General features: G+C 35.6%; 10 protein-coding genes and 2 tRNA genes. All 12 read right to left on the reverse strand.

The window, feature by feature from the left end; all coding sequences use genetic code 11:
- Positions 1–106: 106 nt before the first annotated feature.
- A complete protein-coding gene (locus HGP29_RS05515; RefSeq protein ID WP_168881376.1) occupies positions 107–784 on the reverse strand; it encodes a Crp/Fnr family transcriptional regulator in 678 nt (225 codons plus the stop codon).
- Between the two features lie 109 nt (positions 785–893).
- Positions 894–1700, reverse strand: a complete 807-nt coding sequence (ttcA, locus tag HGP29_RS05520; protein WP_168881377.1) for a tRNA 2-thiocytidine(32) synthetase TtcA — start codon at positions 1698–1700, stop codon at positions 894–896.
- 145 nt (positions 1701–1845) lie between these two features.
- Entirely contained in the window at positions 1846–10563 is an 8718-nt protein-coding gene (locus tag HGP29_RS05525) for an Ig-like domain-containing protein (RefSeq protein WP_168881378.1), read from the reverse strand.
- Between the two features lie 270 nt (positions 10564–10833).
- A complete protein-coding gene (locus HGP29_RS05530; RefSeq protein WP_168881379.1) occupies positions 10834–12075 on the reverse strand; it encodes a hypothetical protein in 1242 nt (413 codons plus the stop codon).
- Between the two features lies 1 nt (position 12076).
- Entirely contained in the window at positions 12077–13141 is a 1065-nt protein-coding gene (locus tag HGP29_RS05535; protein ID WP_168881380.1) for an outer membrane beta-barrel protein, read from the reverse strand.
- Positions 13142–13164: 23 nt separating this feature from the next.
- Positions 13165–16317 carry an nSTAND1 domain-containing NTPase gene (locus HGP29_RS05540; protein ID WP_168881381.1) on the reverse strand — a complete coding sequence of 1051 codons (3153 nt, stop codon included), beginning with the start codon at positions 16315–16317 and terminating at the stop codon, positions 13165–13167.
- Between the two features lie 45 nt (positions 16318–16362).
- Positions 16363–17715 carry a hypothetical protein gene (locus tag HGP29_RS05545; protein ID WP_168881382.1) on the reverse strand — a complete coding sequence of 451 codons (1353 nt, stop codon included), beginning with the start codon at positions 17713–17715 and terminating at the stop codon, positions 16363–16365.
- Positions 17716–17874: 159 nt separating this feature from the next.
- On the reverse strand, positions 17875–18711 hold the full coding sequence (locus tag HGP29_RS05550) for an aldo/keto reductase family protein (protein ID WP_168881383.1): 837 nt from the start codon (positions 18709–18711) through the stop codon (positions 17875–17877).
- A gap of 102 nt (positions 18712–18813) precedes the next feature.
- Positions 18814–20091 (reverse strand): replication-associated recombination protein A, encoded by a 1278-nt coding sequence (locus HGP29_RS05555; protein WP_168881384.1) that lies wholly within the window; start codon positions 20089–20091, stop codon positions 18814–18816.
- Positions 20092–20295: 204 nt separating this feature from the next.
- Positions 20296–21771, reverse strand: a complete 1476-nt coding sequence (gene guaB / locus HGP29_RS05560) for an IMP dehydrogenase (RefSeq protein WP_168881385.1) — start codon at positions 21769–21771, stop codon at positions 20296–20298.
- 175 nt (positions 21772–21946) lie between these two features.
- Positions 21947–22021 (reverse strand) — tRNA-Val (locus HGP29_RS05565).
- 21 nt (positions 22022–22042) lie between these two features.
- Positions 22043–22120 (reverse strand) — tRNA-Val (locus HGP29_RS05570).
- Between the last annotated feature and the right edge of the window lie 20 nt (positions 22121–22140).

A 22140-nucleotide genomic window follows, 5' to 3' on the forward strand; every position in this document is an offset into this window, starting at 1 on the left:
TCAAAAGCATGTTTTATTTATAACACAAAGAATCTAGATACTATAAATTGTATTTTTTACATTTTTGATTAGTGTAAAATCATCACTTTTTATGGAAAATATTAGGTTATTCGGTGTCAAGCATCTGTAACAAATTCGTTTTGTTTTTTAAAGTGATAGAAGATCGTGTATAATCTAGTATATCTAACTTCTTGTACTTGCTCATTAATTTAGAAACGGTTTCTCTTGATGTACCGATTAACTTCGAGATATCATTCTGTGAATAATGGTGTTTTACAGTATTTCCATCGCTAAACTCATCATCAAAAATATCTTTAATAAATTCAATTAAGCGTTCATCAGCATCTTTACATACAAGAATTTCTAATCTTCTCTCTATTTTTTTTATTCTCAAACCTATAAGCTTATAGATATACAAACCAAACTGTTCGTTATCCCTCATTAAGTTTCTCATTTTTTCAATAGATAAAAGACATAGGGCAGTATTATCTCCCTCAGCAATTGCATATTCATCTCTTTTCTGCTGACCTAGAAGAATTTTCTCTCCAAATATTTCACCTTTAGATAAAATCAGTTTTACTATTTCTTCCCCATCTTGATTGTATTTACATAATTTGACCTTTCCTTTACTCACTAAATAGATTTTCTGTTCTTCGTCTTCAGGGAAGTAGATCACTTCTCCTTTTTTGAACATTAAGCCATTATTTTTAAAGTAGTTGTTAATTTTCGTTGGGCATAAAATTGAATATAAATCAAAGTTATGCATGTGCCAGAGTGAGTCCATATTTCCTTACCTTCTAATTCTAGTATTAAGATAGTTGAATAAAAGCAAACAAAAAAAGAGACACTTTAATATTTAAAATGCCTCTTTTCATATTTATATACAATATCAATTAACTCTTGATAGGTGGTTCTATCATTTTGAAGTTTTGATAATCATAAAGATCTCTATCTAATAGGTGAGATGGAGAAGTGTTTTTCAATGAATTAAAAATAACTTCTGATCTATCTGGATAATCTTTCTCCCATTCTTTCAACATATTTTTAACCATTTGACGTTGAAGTTTTGGTTGAGAACCACATAAATTACATGGAATAATAGGGAATTCCTTTAATTCAGAAAACACCTCAATATCTTTCTCTTTACAATATGCCAAAGGTCTTATAACAACATGTTTTTGGTCGTCTGTTTTATAGATTGGTGGCATTGCTTCCAACTTACCACTAAAAAACATATTCAACAGAAATGTCTCAATGATATCATCTCTATGGTGACCTAATGCGATTTTTGTCACACCTAATTCTTCTGCGGCAGTATATAAAGTACCTCTTCTCAATCTAGAGCATAAAGAACACATCGTCTTCCCTTCACCCAACTTTTCAGTTACAATCGAGTACGTGTCTTTATTCAAAATCTTATAATCAACACCTAATTTATCTAAGTACTCGGGTAAAATATGCTCTGGAAAACCCGGCTGTTTCTGATCAAGATTAACAGCAATAATCTCGAAATCATACTTTTTTGTATGCTGAACATGTAATAATATATCCAACATAGTATAACTATCTTTTCCTCCAGATAAGCAAACCATCACCTTATCTCCATCCTCAATAAGCTTATAATCATCAATTGCTTTCCAAACATTTTTATGTAATCGCTTTTGAAGCTTAACCTGTTCTGCTGTTAATGTCTCTATCATAGATTTAAAATTTGTGCAAAGATAGAATGAATCACTGAGAGATTAAACATAATTTCAATCTATACTTCTAACATTTCCATACAAATAAAAAAAACACACACTGCTGTAAGAGTGTGTGTTTTTGAATTTATGTAAAAAGGAAATTCTATTTTGTAATTACCAATTTTAAAGCATTTCCAATTTTATCTCCATCGTGAATATGTCGAATCACATATATACCTGTAGGGAAACGATCTAGATCAATAGAATAATTGTTTCCAGAGAAAGCACCTTCGGCTACTTTTTTACCATTTATATCTGATAAAATCCACTCACAATTTTGCAACAATGATGGGGCAGAAACTTTAACAGACTGACTTGCTGGGTTTGGATACAGTGACCAACCTTCTAAATCATCTGATATTGAGGTAACATTTTTTGGATCAGTTGATACTAGATCAGAAACACTTACTCTTATAGCCTGATAAATTTCTCTTGAGATATTATCCTGAACTAGTGCGATTACTTCTGCCTGATCAGTACTATAAACTTGTGGATTATCCCATGCTACAGTAAATGTTTCGGTACTTCCATTTTCCCAACTTCTACCTACAAAACTTGTCCCTTCAGAACCAGGAGCTGGACTCATAGATTTCATAACATCTTTATGAGTTAAGAAGCCCTCTGAAGTTTCGATACCATTAATCTCTCTTTCAACAGTGATTAAATGTACTACAATCTCAACTTCATCAGAAGAGAAGGCCTTGTTAGCCGTAACACTTACTTCAATCTCATCTTCACCACCTACATCCGGCAATTGGATAGAAATATCGAATTCAGGATCCAATAATATTCTAGACATGATCGGATTGATATGATTATTGTTCTGTACAAAATCAAAAGTATAACCTAAGAATGCGTTACCATCAACAATAGTAGTTGGAGCATCTGAAATACCATATTGGAAAGTACGTCCAGATGGCGGTTCTGGATTATCCAAGTTCAATGAATCAGACAATCCATCTTGTTTCACATGATAATTAATAGAGATTACATCAAGTGCTAATGGATTCATTAACGAATCTAATGTGACCATATTACTATTAATTGATGCTTCTCCTGCATTCGTCATGGTCTCTATAACAACAGATTTATGACGATTTCCAATATAGAAGTTGTCGATCATAACACCTTCATCTTCCAAATCTGAGTTAGATCTAAAGGCAAATCTAAACCTTAGGTGTTCCTCACCAATAAATTGGTCTAAACTATGTCGAATAGATAAAGAATTATTAAATATACCGCCATCTTCAGTGGCTGAACCCGTCCAACCAATTGGATCTGGAGCTTCAGAAGTTGAAGATTGGTTACCAGGGTTTGATCGAATGTTACTACTATTATACCAATTGATAGGATCTGAAACAGCTCCAAGAACTAACCATGTTTGTCCTGAGTCCAATGAATACTGAAGTACAACACCATCGGCTCCTGTTTCAGCATCTAATTGCATATCAAATGTCATCATTGGTCTACTTAAACCGCTAAGATCAAAAGAAGGTGTATGTAAATACGACTCCTCATTGATATTGTAATTTGATGTCAAATCTGTCACCCAAGCATTAGAAGTTGATGTTAGGTTTTCACCTGTTGCCATACCATATTCCCAACTATAATCATCTCCACGAGGCACCCAATCACCATCATCTAAATTGAAATTTTGGATATATTCATCATCTTCAGATGTTAAGAAAACTCTTGGAAGAACATATACGCTTTCAGTTAATACTCTAGAACAACCTCTTGTTGTATTTACTGTTAATGTAACATCGTAAACACCTGGAGAAGAATATCTATAAGATGTACTACCATCCGTTGCTCCACTCGCTGAAGTTATGATTTCAGAATTACCATCACCGAAATCCCAATCCCATGAATCAATAGTATCTCTTTCTGCAGGTGCTGACATATCGGTAAACAACATGTTGGCATCAAATTCAGAAACTAACCATTCATATTCAACAGTTGGAGGTGAACCTATAAATATATTTTTAGTAGTAGAAATATTGGTACATCCTTGACTGGTTTCTACTGTTAATGTAACCGTTTTATCTCCAGGAGTCGCAAAGTCATGAGTATAAACACTTGCCTGATCAGGATCAGTAAGAACTACTACCCCATCTACTCCAAAATTATAAGTCCAAGATACAATAGTAGTTGTATCACCAATCGTTGTTAAATCTGTAAACTCTACTTGTTGTGTATTACAGAACACTTGTGATGAGAAATCAACTTCTGGCACATCCACAATATTGAATGTATAATCAATTGAATCCTGACAATTATTATCGTTTGTATAAATATATCTAACCGTATGACTACCTAGTGGTGAGTCTTCCATATCGATATTAAACGTACTACCAGATTGGTTAACAACTGCACCAGTAGGAGAAATAAAGTTACCTCCAGCTGGCGTACCTGTCATACCTACATTACCAACACTCTTACAATATGTAGTTTCTTCAGTTAATGAACCTACAATACTTAAGGTAGGTAGTGGATGCACTACAATTGTCACTTCTCTTGCAGGTCCCTCACAACCTAGGTGTGAATCGGTCACATAAAATAGGTGTGTTTCCTCTGTAGTAACTACTGTAGAAATTGAAGGAGTATATGTTAGCGCTGTGGATACAGGATTCACTCTATCATCAGCAGTATACCATCTTACATCATTATCAACCGACCCTGTAACTGCTAAAGCCGAAACGGTTTCGCCTGAACAATAGCTCATATCTCCAATTACCGTAGGTTCATCTGGCTTTTTATTAATGACCAAAGTAATCTCAGTTGTATCACTCTCACAACCATTCTGTATTTGTGTTACATAATACTTTTGAGTGTAATCATTGGATGCATTGGGATCAATTGGTGTATATGATGTGCTAGATGATATGACCGTCGTTAAAGAAGGATCGTTATACCATCTAATATTCGATCCAGATGTAACATTAATAGCATTTATCGTTTCTCCAGAACAATAGATCGGATTGATATTATCCACTGTTGGTTTTGCTGGAGTAGGATAAACAGGAATATCAACTTTAGTGGCTAAAGAAGTACAACCTCCTGAAGTTTGAACCACCCAGAAGTTTAATGTATCGTAAGTTGCAAAACTTGGTGCGTCTCTCATCGGATCAAACACCTGCGATGTCGACTCCACATATAATGGATCTAAACTTTCATCTGAATACCAAGTATATGTAGCTCCTACCTCACCAGTTGCTGTGATAGATTGCAATGGATCTCCTTCACAATAAGGAGTTATTGCACTAATACTTGGAGATGCAGGCAATGCGGTAATAACAACATCAATTTGAGTTACATCACTTTCACACCCATCTAATGAAGTACTTGTAGCATAAAAACTCACTGTGGAATCATTCACTACATTGGTATCAAAAGATGGCGTATAGGTTGTAGTACCTGTAACTAATGCTCCACCTGATTTGTCTGCACTTGCATACCAATTTACATCACTACCTGTGGATACACTTAATTGAGGTAAAGCCCCTCCTGAACATACCTGAGGTACCGAGTTAGCAGTTGGAGCATCCGGTGTTTTATTGATATCTATCGTTAAAACTGAATAAGGGCCTTCGCAACCATTTATAGTTTCTGTAACATAATAACTTACCGTAGAATCATTTGAAACGTTTGTATTCAATACAGGAGTAAATGTATCTCCTAAACCTACAGGTGTTCCTAATGCACTTGAAGTATACCATTTAATATTTTGTCCTGCTGAAGCAACAGATAGTGCTGTTACTGTTTCACCTGAACAATACTCCGTATCGTTGGCTATTGATAACGATGGTGCAAGTGGTTTAGCATAAATCATAATATGCACTTGCAAAGTATCACTGGTACATGTCTCCACATTTGTTTGTCTCACATAGTATGTAACAACAGAATCTGAAGTGATCGAAGGAGCATCACTAGGTTCAAGGATATTACTTGTACTAGAAACTAAAGTTAGATCAGAATCAGAATACCAAGTAAACTGTGCACCTGACTCCCCTGTTACTTGAATATCGGCTAAGTCTGTATCATCAGAACAGTAAGAAGGGATTGTAGATACTAATGTTGGTTTTTCTGGTAATGGTCTCACATAAATAGTATCCTTTATACTTAAATCACAACCTCTTGAGTTGCTATAAGTATATGTAAGAATGTGACGAGAATAATCTCCAGTACTTGTCTCTCCTGCAGCAATAGCAGCAGTTTCTGGATCAAATGATGCCGTACCATCTGGATTACTCGTTAATCCACCCGTATCAATCGTAAATGAGCCAGATCCTGAATATTGAGAGAAACCTTCCATTGGAGTGAAAATCACTTCCTCAACAGAAAAACATACAGAATCTGCATTGTTTGATGCGATAAATACTTCATCATAACCAAATACATTTACAGTAGAGTCAACACTATTTTGACAGTTTGTTGTACCATCTGTATATGTAAAAGTGATTGTAAAATCTTCATCTTCATCATATAATTCACCTCCTGCTAAAGAAGGATCAAATGTTGCTCGACCATTTCCAATATTTGTAATACCTGGGTTCCCTGAGAAAGTTCCTGAGGTCACATCCATATCATCTACCTCACCCACCAAAGTGATCAATCCTTCGTCGAAACAGAAATTACCATCATCGGTTGGATCTAAATACCTGAAGCTGACATCGGGTAATTCGTTAATTTCGATTGTGATATCATCAGTTGCAGTACAACCATTCACATCACGATAAGTATATGTTAAAACATGACTCCCGGGAGTCATTGACGATGGCGATATTGTAATCTCATTATTTACAACAGGCCCGCTTCCAAGTTGAAATTCTCCATTTGTTGTCTGTAACGCTCCGTCAACATTTGCATTAATGGTAACATCAGCATCTGTAACACAAAATGAAGGATCACTTAAATTAATTGAAGCTACATGTGTTTTGGTAATAGATACATCTTGAGTAATAGAGAAAGGTACACTTAATGCATCTGTGTAATTTGCAGTAACAGTAACTGTTTCTGTTACACCGTCTGCGGCCCCCATACTTAATGCATCTTCGGGAGTAAAGACATAATCACCTCCACTTGGAGCTACGCCTGGACCTGTAAAATCTACTAAAGTATATGGTGATGTACCAGGAAATGAAGACTCATCAGGAATATCCAATGTGATTGCAGACTCATCCTCACAATACAATTGATCTAAGTTCATCACTGTTGATCCATCATATACTGTAAAAGATACAGGTACAACCTTTTCACAATCACCATATGTAATATGATAATCAATAGTATGGCTACCCACTCCTGCAATATTTGGATAAAATGAATTATTACCCGCACCTTCTCCTAAAGTAATAACACCTGGTCCAGAACAGTAAAAACCTTCCCCTGAAACTAAACCTGTCACACTCAACGCAATTGCAGTTGAAGTTTGATCGGAATAATTGGTTGTCGATGGAGTTAATGCATAACCTGATGGTTCACTAGGAACTGAAATCATAATTGGAGATGAAGTATGACTACACTCTCCAGAAGTAACTACTCTTCTTATTTGGTAATTACCTGAAGTTGAAACAGAAGCATTATAATAACTCTGAGACGTTTCACCAGAAATATCGGTAAAAGACCCCATTCCAATTCTTTGCTGCCACTGATAAGAATACCCTCCTGTACCTCCATTTGGAGCAGAACCAATAATAACTATAGGTTCGTTGATACAAATCGTTGCTCCACCAGACAAATTAGTTAATGTATTATCGGTGATGCTTGGAATAATATTTATTTCAATTTCATTAGAAACAGATGTACAACCACTACTTGTTACAGTTCTTCTAAAAAGAATCGTACCTAAAGTATTGATTGCCGAACCATACGTCAAATCTGCTGAAGTACCTGCGTTCGACCAAGATGATCCATTATTTAAACTTATTTCCCATTGATAAGAATATGTTCCTGTACCTCCAGTTGGAGTTTGAGCAGTAAGTGAAATTGCATTCGCAGCCACCGAGTTACAATACTCATCATCCGAAGGAGTATCAACAATATTATTGGCTATATCATCATTAACAGTGATTGAAATAACATTAGAATAACCTGAGATACCCTCACTTGTTACTTTTCTTCTATAATTATATGTCCCTGATGTTAGCACTTCATTCTCGGTGAAATTAATACCTGAGCTTGTCAATGATGCATATGGACCAGAATTTTTACTTCTTTCCCAATCATATGAATAGGATCCAGATCCACCACCCACAGCAGTACCTGTAATCGTATACCCTGTATTTTCACCATCACAATAATTAGTAGTTGCTGGTGCTGTAATAGTGCTTGATAAGTTTGGAAATACTGTCACGCTACTAGCATCATTAGTTGACGTAACCGCAGAAGCTGTGTTACCGGCAATATCTTGAGCTGCAATTGAGAACGAGATTGGAGAATAAGATGAACCTCCAGTAACGGACATTGTTTTTACCACTGAATAATTCAGACCTGAAACAGAAGCAGCTATCGATGATCCATCTAGGGTTGCTGAAAAAGGGCTTACTAATGTTTCATCTGAGGTAAATGAAAGAGTAACATCATCATTATTCTCAGCTAATGACGTTGAAATACCATTATCAGAGCTTATCGACACCGCTGACAATGAAGGTGGTGTAGTATCGATAGTGATACTTTCCGTTTCTACTGCACCTTGGTTACCATAAATATCCTCTACATAAGCAGAAAGTGTATGTGTATTATCACTTAATGCTGAAAGTAATGTAATGTCTAAACTTGCCAGTGAAGTCGCTACTCTTGCTACTTCCCCATCAATATTACTAGAAATAATGACTTCTGGGGTATCACCATTTGGAACACCTGTTAATTCAAATTCAGGTGTTGTATTATTAGTTATTTTATCTGAATTAGAAGATCCGCTGTCTGAAGTACTTTTTAATGTAAAAGTAGCTGGAGCAGAAATAGAGGTGTTGTTCTTAATATCCACAAGAACTGCAGCTGGAGAAGATGATTCATTTCCAGCATCATCAATTGCTTTTGCAGTAAAGGAAGTATTACCATTTGCAATTACTGATGTTGTTATACTATTTGTTCCTGTACAGAAAACATTGCCAACTGGAGAACCTGAAACATATATTCTAATTGTTGACCCTACATCTCCGGTAACTATAAATGTTGGTGTGTTATCACTGGTTCTAGAATCCATATTATTCCTTCCCAAGTCCGAGCTACTATGATCAAAAGCAAGTGTAGGTACAGAAGGAGCTGTTCTATCTATTTCAAGATCAACTGTTGTGTTTCCACTCACATTACCGTAAACATCTTCTAAATAGAAAGTTAATCTATGGTTGCCTTCTTGAAGGGTTGACAACATAAAGGATTGGTTAGCTGAAGAAATACTTCCTCCACCAACATTTCCATCCAAATTACTTGTCACGACAAGTGTATTTGCTGCACTTGGGAACACACAATTGAATGTAGGGGTGTTGATATTTGTAATAAAATCCCCTCCTAACCCCGAATCAGAGGCACCATCTAATGCAACACTTGTGATATTTGATAAAGCTGAATTATTAAAATCAACTGCTACAATATCTGATGCTGTAGAAACATTACCTGCTGAATCTGTTGCGGTAACTGTATAATTATATGTATTAGCCGATGTTAAGGCTGTATTTGTAGTAATACTTGTAGTTCCTGTACTTTTAATAGTCCCAACATTTGAACTCCCTTCCAATAAAGTGATTAGTGAATTGATCTCGGCATCCGTTGAGAATGATGGAGAAGATTCTCTTGTTCTTAAATCAGAATCACTAGACCCTGTGTCTGTTGTTAAACTCAAGCTTGGTTTCTCCGGAGCATCCGTATCAATAATTACTCTGGTTAATGGATCTGACGCATCTCCTTCATTACCTGCTAAGTCTTCGATATGTGCTGTTAATTCATGTTCTCCATCACTAAGAGCGCTTAAAGTAATATCTTGATCAGTACCTGAAGTCGATACTCTTGCAACTTCACCATCAATATTACTCGTGATCACAATTTGACTACCTGATACATGATCTATATTATCTACATTAATAGTTGGTGTTGTATTATTTGTTACCTTATCATTAGATAATGGACCTGTATCATTTGTCGAGTTTGCTAAAAAGGTAGGCTCATCTGGCATAGCAGGGTCAGTTAGATCGATAGTTACTGCAATTGGTGTTGATGTGTAAGACAATCTTCCATCAGTATCAATACTATAGGCAAAGATATCATGATCCCCTTCTGCTAAAGAGGTTGTCACAATTAAATCCACTCCTCCTGTTGCAACTGTACTACCAATCGTTGTAGTCCCATTTTTTATATAAATTGTTTCTCCTGATGTCGCCGTTGCAGTAAATACCAAGCGATCTAAGCTTGTAATTTTATCTGTATTTGATGAACCTAAATCTGCTGTTGGACTTAATGCGTTCGAAACAACTGGAGACTCATCACCTTCTGTAATGTCAATTTCATATTCCTCTGAATCCTCATCTAGGCCATCTCCAGAATAATTTACTCTATAATCTAAACCATCTTCATATTCTCCTGCTAAGAAGATATAAACATCATAGTCCGTATTTACCGTTTCTTGAACAAGAAAAATTTCAATATTGGTATTTGAAATAGCAGTCCATCCACCATCATCTTTTTCTACAGTAAAATCTGATGTAGTAGGATTAAGTCCTGATCCATGAAGTTCATAAGCAAGAACTGCTGAACTTGTTTTTTTAGGTCCAGAAATGATTCTATCAAAGCTTGAAACTGATTGAGCATATAGTGAACCACTCAAAAAATAAAAAATAAAAACAAGCGAAAATTTAAATATTTGGGAGTAGTATTTATTCATAGTAATAGTATCAGCGACTTTTGAAATTCGTTAAAGCCTAATATGTGTTTAGTTTAAATGATGATAAGTATTCGATAGAACAAATAGATGATTACCTATAACCCTTAAACTTATTAAACTTTATTAACTTTTAATAATTTACGTAAGTTTCAGGATATATGTTTATCATTTTAACAAAATTAGATGTAAGTATTTGTATTATTCTGATATCAGTTAATTCTCAGTATTAGTAGGTATCTTCGATAAATTTCCATCAGAATCAGTCTTTAACAGACATATCTTTCTTGAATTACCAAAAACAGCTGAACCTACAACTAATATTGAACCATCATCTAAAATATTAATTTTTCTACCTTCATCATCTCCTTCAAATCCAAATTTCTTTGTCCAAATCAATTCGCCTTGGAAAGAAATTTTCATGATGAAAATGTTAAAATCTGCTCTACCTGAGTTTGTTTTACCTGTAATATATATCCCAGAAGGATGAATTTCCATATGATAACCTTGATCAATACCTTCCTCTCCTATCGTTTGAAAAAGGGTTGGATCTCCATCCTGATCTAATTTCGAAATAATGATATCCATATTATTCTCAGAGTTTTCTTGAGAACCCATTACATATCTATCACTGTTATAAGTTGTAATTTCATTACCTATTTCATTTTTAGCTGTCCCGTAATATTTATCCCAAACAGGTACTAAAAAAGAGTTCACTCGAACTGTTCTAATATCAGAAACAGGTACAGTTGCCCCTTGATCATTCACTTTATTGATGGTAACTGATCCAAATAAATAAAAATTACCATCTTCTCCTTCTACTACAGAAGCTCCGTAATCATCTAGGTTATCTTGAAAACCATTGATCCTTTCCAATTGTCTACCTGCAGATTCATCATATTTAATACTAATCACATCCCAATCAGAGTTCGGAACACTAGGGTTTTCAAAGTTTCTCACCTCTCCTATTATTATAAATCCACCTTCTGTGATTTTTTCAATATCATTAAATACAGCTTGGTTAACATCTTTAGTTTCTGCTCTTACTTCTTGGAAAAGAGTAATTGAAGGTGTTTCTAAATTGATAGTGAAAAGAACTCCATATCTTTCTCCATCTACAGCCCTATTACCAAGCACAACAATTTCGTTATCTGATGTCTGAAGTAAACCTACAGCATCATCAATAATAAATGTTTGTGTCGAATCCTCTACTAATTCCAAGGACCACATTTCATTTCCTGCTAGGTCTGTTTTGATCAATAAAATCGAAGTTAAATACGATGAAGACGATGTAGTCCCCAACAGTAACATACCATCGTCTTGAACGAGTAAATCACGACCAATTTCTTCACCTTCCGTTCCATAAAACTTGATATATGTTTCTTCTGATGTATATGAATCTACCGTTTCACAACCCATCAATAAAATTATCAGAAAATATGCTAATCGTTTGATCATGTTAGTCCAGTGTTTTGTATTTTCTATATTTCTTAGGTTTGTAAAAGTCGTATGCTATACCAACAGTCAATGATATAACATCCATCTTTACATCATTATCAATATAACCGTAACTAAAAATTAGCTCACTATTATCATATCGAGCATTAGGTTTATTAAAATCTTGAAATGCATAACTGTATGAACCAATAATTGACCAGTGAGAAAAACGTGTTTTAAACTGAATTCCCAATTGTACAATTGCATCATAAAGCATTTCTTGACGTTGTTTAGAAATATCAATAGTAGTGGCTTCTATATCTGCAATTTCTTCACTATCATACGCCTGAGTACCTTCTATGCTCGCATTCATCTGCATTCTTGCACTTCCTCCCAACCCAATAAAAGGTTTTACTTTTTGTTTAGGAAGAATTACAAACCTCATTGTTAAAGGGAAATGCAACCAATTTTGATTCTCTCTCATGGTAGTCGTAGAGAAATCTAAAGGTCTTTCGACAGTCTCAAACACTATACTCTCATAGGTAGGTGATATATTAATCTGGATCACCTGACTTAAATAGAAAGAGAAGGAAACACCTGCTTTGAAGCTTACTTGAGGTTGGTATTCTACATTGGAATAGTTCTCTTTGGCTCCTACACCAAAAGTATTTGAAACCGTTGCCTGATTATAAGTTGCCCCTCCAACTAATCCTAAAGACATTATTGGACGAGTTCTAAACTTTTCATAAAGGTTTCTTAATTCAGCAGGATCTGATGAAGTTGGCTTATACTCTGCATTTTCTTTTAAAAGTTGAAGCATAGCATCTTCTGCTTCGACTACTCTATCAGAATATAAATACGAAAGAATTACTAGTCTCCTAGCATTTAATTGTTTTGCAGAAGATTCAAACCCTCTTTCAATACAATTATTAAGTTCATATGGGACTTGTAATAACTTACCTTCCGCGTATAGAGTGTTGGCTCTGTTATAAGCCTCTTCACATTCTTGAGCAAACACTGAATTACATAATAAAAAAATAAGAGTGATGCTAAAAAGTAATTTTTGGTCTATCAGTTTTGTCAACATAAATAATTGAATAAAAAGCGAATTTATTCTACATCTCCTCCATCACAAACATTACGGTTTTCAATACCTTCACCAACGTAACGTCCCCATTCTTTATCGGTCATTTCTTTTCTAGGCATTAATGAACATACTGAGTTTGAAAGTGTAGGAATATCTAATTCATACCTTCTCAAGTCGTGTCCTGAGGTACCTACATATAATACACTTCCTTGATTTGCAAAAGATGCTTCAGAAGCCCATGAACCTAAGTCATTTAAGATGATAGGAGATTCATTAGTTCTACCAGGAATAACATTCCAAATACGAGCAGACCCATCTAAACTAGTACTTACTAGTCTCTTAGTCTCATTATCGAATTTCAAACTTGTCACCTTAGTATCATGTCCTTGAAGATTATCGATCTCTGCTCCTTTTACTCTATCCCATAGAATTAGCTTCCCATCTTCGAAGCCAAGAGCAACCGTTTTCCCATCTTTAGAAAATGCAATTGCAGTACCTGCAATACCTTTATCAGCATAGATGGTTGTTTCGGCACATTTATCATCAGGACAGTATTTCACTACCGCTCCCGATTCTTTCATTGCCCATATACTACCATCTAAATTAGATACTTTAAGATTTGTGATTCTCTTATCTGATTCTGCCAAAACAGATGTTGAATATGTTTCAGTATCTACGGTATATATTTTTTTACTTTGTCCTGTTAAGAAAATTCGATCGCCATATTGATCAAAAACTCCTGCCCACAATTGACCTTTAGTAACTTTAATTTTCTTCAATGTTTTAAAATCAGGATATGTAAAGATTTTCACCATTCCATTTTCAGAATAGATTGCAGCTCTTCCCTTATCCTTAGAGATAATCAAGCCTCTAATGACGCCATTGTCTCCTGATAAAACTTCAGATTCTAATGAATTTTCATCCCACTTACGGATACTTCCATCTGAGCCTGCAGATAATAATGTATTTTGATCAGCATCATAATATAGTGTTCTCACATAATCATCATGTCCTTTCATCAAATTGAAATCTTCGCCTTTAAAACTTTTTACAGATTGATAAAGACCTTGGTAAACGTCGGGGTTAGGATTTAATCCTTTGTATTGTTGATTAAAAGCATAAGCTTGTGATGCTAATAATGCTTTCTGCTCTGGGTCCTTAATTTGTAAAGACTTAACGGCTAAAGCTTGAGCAATTGAAAGGAACCTTAATGTATCCGCAGATGCTTTTGCTCTATCAGCATTCTGACGGGAAATCTCTGCTTCTTTCGATCTATCATCCGCAATCTGAGCACTGGCAATGGCATTTTCTTTTGCTTTTTCTGCCGTTTGACGTTGTTGCTCTGCATCTTGTTGTGCCTGCAAGGCAATACGTGTCTGTTCTATTGCCAAATTCTTTTGGTACTCTGCAGAATCTAAGGCAGCTTGAGCAATTGCCGTTTGCTTCTGAGCTTCTTCTGCCGCTAATTCGGCTTTGCGTTGCTCTTCTTCGGCTCTAGCTAAGGCTTCTGCTGCTGCTTTTGCACTTTTATTTGCTTTTTCACCAAACTCTTTTGCTTCAATTGCAGCCAATTCTGCATCTCTTGCCTTCAATTGTGCAAAAATCACCAACATAATTGCTCCAATAGTTGCTGCTGCAAGAATTAATGCAATTACCTTCGTACGCTTAACAATACGTTTCTGAAGACGCTCTTTTACTCTTTGCTCTTCTTCGTATTCCTCTTGAGAGCTTTTTAAGAATGTAATTGCTCTCTCATAAGAAGGTTCATATTGAACCGCCCAAGATAAGTTGGGTTTAAAACGCTCTCGCCATTGTATGGCAATATATAAATCTGGTGGTCTCCACAAAGACGCTTTTCCTTGTTGATATAAGGTTGCTGCTTCCGAAAGACGTTTATATATTTTTACTGCTTCAAATTCCTCATCTACCCAATCACGACAACGTATCCAAACACGCATCAATGATTCATGGGAAATATCAATTACGGAATCAAAATCAATATCTATACTTTGATCAGGTGTCAATAATGTTCTACCTGATGTTCTAAATCTATCAACAATAGAAATAACTACAGCCACTTCTGATTCTGAAATCTCAGCAAGATTTTTCACTTTTGTTGGACGGCGGATTCCACGACCGTCTTCCCCTTTTTCGGTAAGTGCTTTAAAAATCTTCTCACAAATCAACTTTTCCTCTTCAGAAAGTTCTCTAAATGCTTCATCAGCATGTTGTGATAAGGCTTCAGCCATACCACCGATTGCTTCATAATGATGAACATCTAGCTCCTCATTTAAATCTGAATGTACACTCCAATATTCCCACGTACGCATTAGAGCGTGTTGCATAATTGGAAGTTGATCTTGTGTATCGCCTAAATCATTAAGTAATCTCTGAAGTAACCTAGAACTAATATTAGCACCACCTACAGCCGCTGGTCCCAAAATCGCCTCCTGTTTTTGATCTCTTGTCATCTGAGGAATCAAATAATGACTCTCATTAATCAAATAGGTTAATTCAGGAAAGCGAGCACAGTCACCTATGTAGTCAGAACGCATGGTCATTACTACATAAATTGGCACTTTACTTTGCTTAGTTGCTTCAACTAATAATTTCACAAAGGCAGAAGCCATACCCATTGAAAGGTCTTCAGATTCTAATCTCGAGAATCGGAATAACTCTTCAAACTGGTCAATTAAAATCAAGAAGTTGTCTCCTTCATCTTCTCGTAGCCTTTCAACTAATGTCACAAGTCCTCTTGATGAACTTAATAACATAGTGACAGCTACGTTTAAGAGTAACTCCTGATCTTCTACTGATTTTGTATGGAAATTTTTAGTGGACTGTAATACAGCTAGTGCAAGGTTTTTTATCGGATCAGTTCCCGGGCGAGAACTTGACACATTCCATTTGGAGCCTTGCTTCTCCATAAAACCACCTTGAAGCGCTGGAATCAAACCACAATAAATCAAAGATGATTTACCTGAACCTGAAGCACCAAGTGCGGCAACAAATCTATTTTTTTCTAATCGCCATAATACCTCTTCGGTTTGACCATCCCTACCAAAAAACAAGAAAGTCTCATCCGTGCGGAAAGGTCTCAATCCTGGGAATGGATTGAATTGCCCTGTCAGCATCAACTTCTGTGCATCAGTATTTGTCGATGAAAAAGAATTCATAGAGAAAGTCAGCGAATTAGAACATTTAAAATTACAACAATATTACTAAAGTGCAGATAAAAAACTAAGTAAATCATCTGAAATCATTACATCATCATCCGTAAAAACTCCAACTGATTTATATAAATGATTTTCATCCAGCATTTTTGTCAACTCATTAGCCATTGTAAAACTGGATACAACAATTGCTTTGATATTTAAAGGCTCCTTCCTTCCAAGCCCAGAGGCTCTTAAATTATCTTGCAATTTGGCCATAATCCATTCCGTTGGGGCCTGATCCACATAAACAATTGTGCTATTACACAACTGCAAATGTCTTTGATGTTGACGGCGCATTAACTTTGCACCTTGTCCTTGAGCCAATGTAAGTACTCCAAAACCCATAGCATCCAGTTTAGTAACTAGGCCATTGACTTTATCGGAATCCATTATATCACTCATTACATAAACCTTCTTTTTATATACTTCATCAACGTCGCTGATTGAATTTTCTTGTTCATTAGCACTTAATTCATTGTGAAGTATAGACTTAAATTTCTCTAAGTCTGTCTTAAAAGTCAAAGTTAGTTCATGCTCATCAATGTTTTTCAATAGTTTTTCTACATAAAACTTACGTTTATCTGATGTAAATCTTATGGTCGGAGGAAGCCAAACCAGCTTTTTCAAGCTTCCTTCTTTTTGTTTAATATAGGTTTCTGACACCTTCTCTTGCCATTCTTGAATGGAATAAACTTCATTATCTGACGCTATTCCTTCTCTTCCTCCTGCTAAATGAATTGCAATTTCAGAACGTTCAAGGTCTTGCCATTGCTCCAAAGAAATACGTTCTGTATCTGAGGTATAATCTTTTTTAGGCAGTGAGTCGAAGCCAAAAGCCTTTAAATCTCTTTTGAGAAGTAAACGCTCCATTCTTAAATCATCTGAAGTATCTCCAAGAAAAATCATTCTTTTAGGTACTTCAGAAGGGTTCAGGTCGTCATATATATCATGAGCGATGTCCGATATTACTAACCAAAAATAAACACGGTACCCCTCAATTAAAGGAACTGTTAACGTAACGGTTTTTCCGATTCTAGTCTCAAATTTTGACAGATGATAACTTCTTACCCCAACTAGAGACGCTGGCTGCTGTTCAGGGTGAATATCATGCAATAAAACTTTATAATTTCTTTGCGAATAATTTAATGCCACATCTTCTTCCACCTCACCCAATAGTAACCAAATTACAATATCAAATTCGGCATTGGGTACGGGATCAACAGTCACAGATACTTCTACATCGGTTCTTTTCATTTCTCTAAAAGAAACCTGAAGAGCATCTGCAATCAAATACCCTAACTCTCTGTGGTTTTCGGCTTCGATAGCATCAGACGCAACACAAATTACTTGTATACGCATATGGTTGATAGATTATGTCTTATTAAGTCTAGTTTGTTGATTGTGTTTAATACAAGCAACCTTTATTCCAATTACGTTTATTAACAAATGAGAAGTTAAGTAAAAAAAACGGTCTGACTAAATATCAGACCGTTTAATGTTATAAGTACAATATTAATATTAGAATTGTACTAATTCTTTTTGAGATAGCTGATCTAAAAGCAGCATATCTTCATCACTAAGTTCAAAATTAAATAGAGCTGAATTGATTAATAAGTGTTCTCTTAATTCAGCTTGAGGAATAGAAACTACACCATTTTGCAGAATCCATCTTAATGCAATCTGAGGTGGTTCTACTTTATATTTTATGGCCAATTCCTGTATTTCCGGAAGATCTAAGATTTCACCATGTTTTAAGGCTCCAATTGAGACTAGTTGTATGCCATTATCCACACAATACTCCATCAATTCATGATCCGCCTTTAAAACATTAAACTCTACTTGATTTACTACAGGAAATACATCAGCTTGCATCACTAACTCCTGTAACTGAGGTTTTGTATAATTACAAACCCCAATGGCTCTCACTCTTCTTTCAACATAAAGTTGTTCCAAAGCTCTCCAGGTTTCTCCTACTACATTTTCTAGAGGATGTTCGATCAATAATAAGTCAATATACCTTAAACCTGATTCAGCTATTAGCTGATGATACACTTCTATTGTATTTTCAAAACCATGAAATTCATCTCCAATTTTAAGTGAGATAAAGACATCATTACGATCAATCTGAGATTCTTTGATTGCTTGTCCTACACCATTTATGTTGTTATACTTCGTAGCACAGTCAAAATGTCTATACCCAATTTGTAAAGCTCTTTTAGTTGCGTTAAAAATTGGCTTACCTTCATGAATTTGTGATACATTCATTCCTAGAAATGGAATACGAACTGTGTTTCTTAATGCGAAAGTTCCTCGCATATCATAGATAGGAAACTTTCTTTTTATAGAGTTTATCATAATTACAGGTGTTTAATGGTTGTTTAGTTGTGCTTTAAGACAATATCATAAAACCCCTGTTAATAAACATTGATAAACATCAGCACAAAATAGAGCCTTTAATCAGTAATTATACTTTTTATTCCACATTAATTGAAGACGCTTCAACATCTCCTGTTCTCTTGCATTTTGCTTAGGTTGATATATCGTATTCCCTTCCATACTTTCTGGCATGTATTCTTGAGGAATAAAACCTTGTGGATCATTGTGTGGATATAAATAAGCATCAGCATATCCAAGTTCTTTCATTAATGATGTAGATGCATTTCGCAAATGCAATGGAACTGGTAAGTCACCTGTTTTTTGCACTATTTTCTGAGCATCTTTAATGGCAGTATACGAAGCATTACTTTTTGGAGAACATGCAAGATATGTTGTACATTGAGATAGAATAATTCGCCCTTCTGGCATGCCGACAAAATTGATAGCTTGCATACAATTATTAGCCATAATCAATGCCGTTGGATTTGCGTTACCAATATCCTCAGAAGCAGAAATTATTAATCTCCTAGCAATAAACTTAGGATCTTCACCCCCTTCAATCATTCTTGCTAACCAATAAACAGCTGCATTTGGATCAGAACCTCGAATCGATTTTATAAATGCTGAAATAATGTCATAGTGTGAATCCCCTTTCTTATCATAATGAACAGCTTTCTGCTGAGCTACCAAGGCTACTAACTCATCATTGATATGTATTTCACTATTATCATCTTCCTTAGCTGCATCTATTGAAAGCTCCAGAAGGTTCATTAATCGGCGAGCATCACCCCCAGAATATCTTAATAATGCGACATTTTCATCGATGACAATGTTTTTCTTCTTTAGCACTACATCTTCCTTTAATGCTCTATTGATTAACCATACTAAATCTTCTTTCTTCAATGGCTCAAGCACGTATACTTGACTTCTTGATATTAAAGCAGAATTCACCTCGAAAGAAGGATTTTCCGTAGTTGCCCCGATTAATGTAATGATACCTTTCTCAACAGCATTCAGTAAAGCATCTTGTTGTGATTTACTGAACCTATGTATCTCATCAATAAACAAGATGGTACCATAAGCATAGCTTGCTTCCTTAATTACTTCTCTCACATCCTTTACTCCAGCACTAATAGCACTTAAAGTTTTAAAAGGTCTAGTAGTTGCTTCAGCCAAAAGTCTGGCTAAAGTTGTTTTACCAACACCTGGAGGTCCCCATAAAATCATAGAAGGTATTGTTTTACTCTCTACCATTCTCGTAAACACACCATCCACACCTAATAAGTGTTTCTGACCTGCCACTTGATTAATTGTCTGTGGACGCATTCTTTCTGCTAAAGGAGTTGCTATTGTTTTCATTCTTTTAAATTAATCACAAAACAGAAAAGTATATTTTTTAAACACTGAATTGTTTAAATATACAACAAATGTACATCAATTGACTATAAAAGTTGATTTAATTCTCATTAATTAAGCTTAATAGAAAATATTTTTCCTTTGAAATAAAAAAGGGTTGAATACCATTATAGTATTCAACCCATGTTTTGTGATGTATCTTTACAACTACCCCTTAGAAGAGTAGTTAGGAGCTTCTCTTGTAATTGTTACATCGTGAGGGTGAGATTCTTTAACACCAGCACCAGTAATTTTTACAAATTTCGCATCTTTTAGTTGTTCAATAGATCCGGCACCACAGTAACCCATACCTGCCTTTAATCCACCAACTAATTGATATAATACTTCCTCAACGCGTCCTTTGTAAGGAACACGACCTGCGATTCCTTCCGGAACTAGCTTCTTCACGTCATCTTCTGCATCTTGGAAGTAACGATCCTTAGAACCTTTATTCATCGCTTCTACAGATCCCATACCTCTGTAGGCTTTAAATTTACGACCTTCAAAGATGATCATATCACCTGGAGCTTCATCAGTACCCGCTAATAATGAACCGATCATTACAACATCAGCACCACCAGCAACCGCTTTTACTAAATCTCCAGAGAATCGAACACCTCCATCAGCGATAAATGGAATTCCTCTTTCTCTTAAAACAGATGCAGCTTCAAAAACAGCTGATAACTGAGGTACACCTACACCTGCAATAACACGTGTTGTACAGATAGAACCTGGACCAACACCTACTTTGATACCATCAGCACCAGCATCTGCTAAAGCTTCTGCTGCTTCCGCTGTTGCGATATTACCAACGATAACATCTAAGTCAGGAAATTCTTTTTTGATTTTCTTTAAAGCATCAATCACACCTTTAGAGTGACCATGTGCAGTATCTAAACCGACAACATCTACACCAGCTGCTTTTAATTCAGAAACTCTTTCCATTAAGTCCGCTGTAACACCTACAGCTGCACCCACTCTTAAACGACCATATTGGTCTTTACAAGCATTTGGTCTGTTCTTGTTTTTTAAGATATCGCGGTAAGTTACCAAACCTACAAGTTTGTTTGATTTACTTACGATTGGAAGTTTTTCGATTTTATGCTCTTGAAGAATATCTTGAGCCTCATCTAGTGTGATACCATCATCAGCTGTTATAAGATTTTCTTTTGTCATTACATCTTTAACAGCGATGTTTAAGTCTTTTTGAAAGCGAAGATCTCTGTTTGTTAGAATACCAATTAGAAGTCCTTCTTCGTCAACTACAGGAATACCCCCGATTCTGTATTCCCTCATTAACTCGTTTGCTTCAAACAATGTTTTGTTCGCAGTTAAGGTAACTGGGTCCAAAATCATACCTGATTGCGAACGCTTGACTTTTCGTACTTGGGAAGCCTGTTGCTGAATTGTCATGTTTTTATGAATGAAGCCTAAGCCTCCTTCTAATGCCATTGCAATTGCTAAATCAGCTTCTGTTACAGTATCCATTGCTGCTGAAACTAAAGGAATATTCAACGCAATGTTTTTTGTTAACATGGTTTTTGTAGTAGTTTCTCTAGGAAGGATTTGTGAGAAACCTGGTCTTAAAAGCACATCATCATATGTGAGTGCCTCGTACAAAACTTTACTTGGATCGATAGCCATTGAAGCAAATAATTTAACTGTGATTATTTGCCGAGCAAAGTTAGAACATAAATTGATAAATCAATTAAAATATACATAAATTTTTTCACATTAACTTTAATACACAAAAAATTGATTTTCAGGCAATAAAAAAAGGGCACACCTATATTTTAGGTATGCCCTTTATCTCTTTTTGTGGGACGTACTGGATTCGAACCAGTGACCCCCTGCTTGTAAGGCAGGTGCTCTAAACCAACTGAGCTAACATCCCATTTACACCTTCTGTGTAATATGGTGGGACGTATTGGATTCGAACCAATGACCCCCTGCTTGTAAGGCAGGTGCTCTAAACCAACTGAGCTAACATCCCATTTTCATTATGTCTTTATG

Origin of the sequence: Flammeovirga agarivorans, assembly GCF_012641475.1 — a bacterium.
Classification (GTDB): Bacteria; Bacteroidota; Bacteroidia; order Cytophagales; family Flammeovirgaceae; genus Flammeovirga; species Flammeovirga agarivorans.

Coding starts and splice junctions, on each gene's coding strand:
- ttcA (WP_168881377.1), bottom strand. CDS start 1,700: ATGATAGAGACATTAACAGCAGAACAGGTTAAGCTTCAAAAGCGATTA.
- HGP29_RS05545 (WP_168881382.1), bottom strand. CDS start 17,715: ATGCGTATACAAGTAATTTGTGTTGCGTCTGATGCTATCGAAGCCGAA.
- guaB (WP_168881385.1), bottom strand. CDS start 21,771: ATGGCTATCGATCCAAGTAAAGTTTTGTACGAGGCACTCACATATGAT.
- HGP29_RS05515 (WP_168881376.1), bottom strand. CDS start 784: ATGGACTCACTCTGGCACATGCATAACTTTGATTTATATTCAATTTTA.
- HGP29_RS05530 (WP_168881379.1), bottom strand. CDS start 12,075: ATGATCAAACGATTAGCATATTTTCTGATAATTTTATTGATGGGTTGT.
- HGP29_RS05555 (WP_168881384.1), bottom strand. CDS start 20,091: ATGAAAACAATAGCAACTCCTTTAGCAGAAAGAATGCGTCCACAGACA.
- HGP29_RS05535 (WP_168881380.1), bottom strand. CDS start 13,141: ATGTTGACAAAACTGATAGACCAAAAATTACTTTTTAGCATCACTCTT.
- HGP29_RS05540 (WP_168881381.1), bottom strand. CDS start 16,317: ATGAATTCTTTTTCATCGACAAATACTGATGCACAGAAGTTGATGCTG.
- HGP29_RS05550 (WP_168881383.1), bottom strand. CDS start 18,711: ATGATAAACTCTATAAAAAGAAAGTTTCCTATCTATGATATGCGAGGA.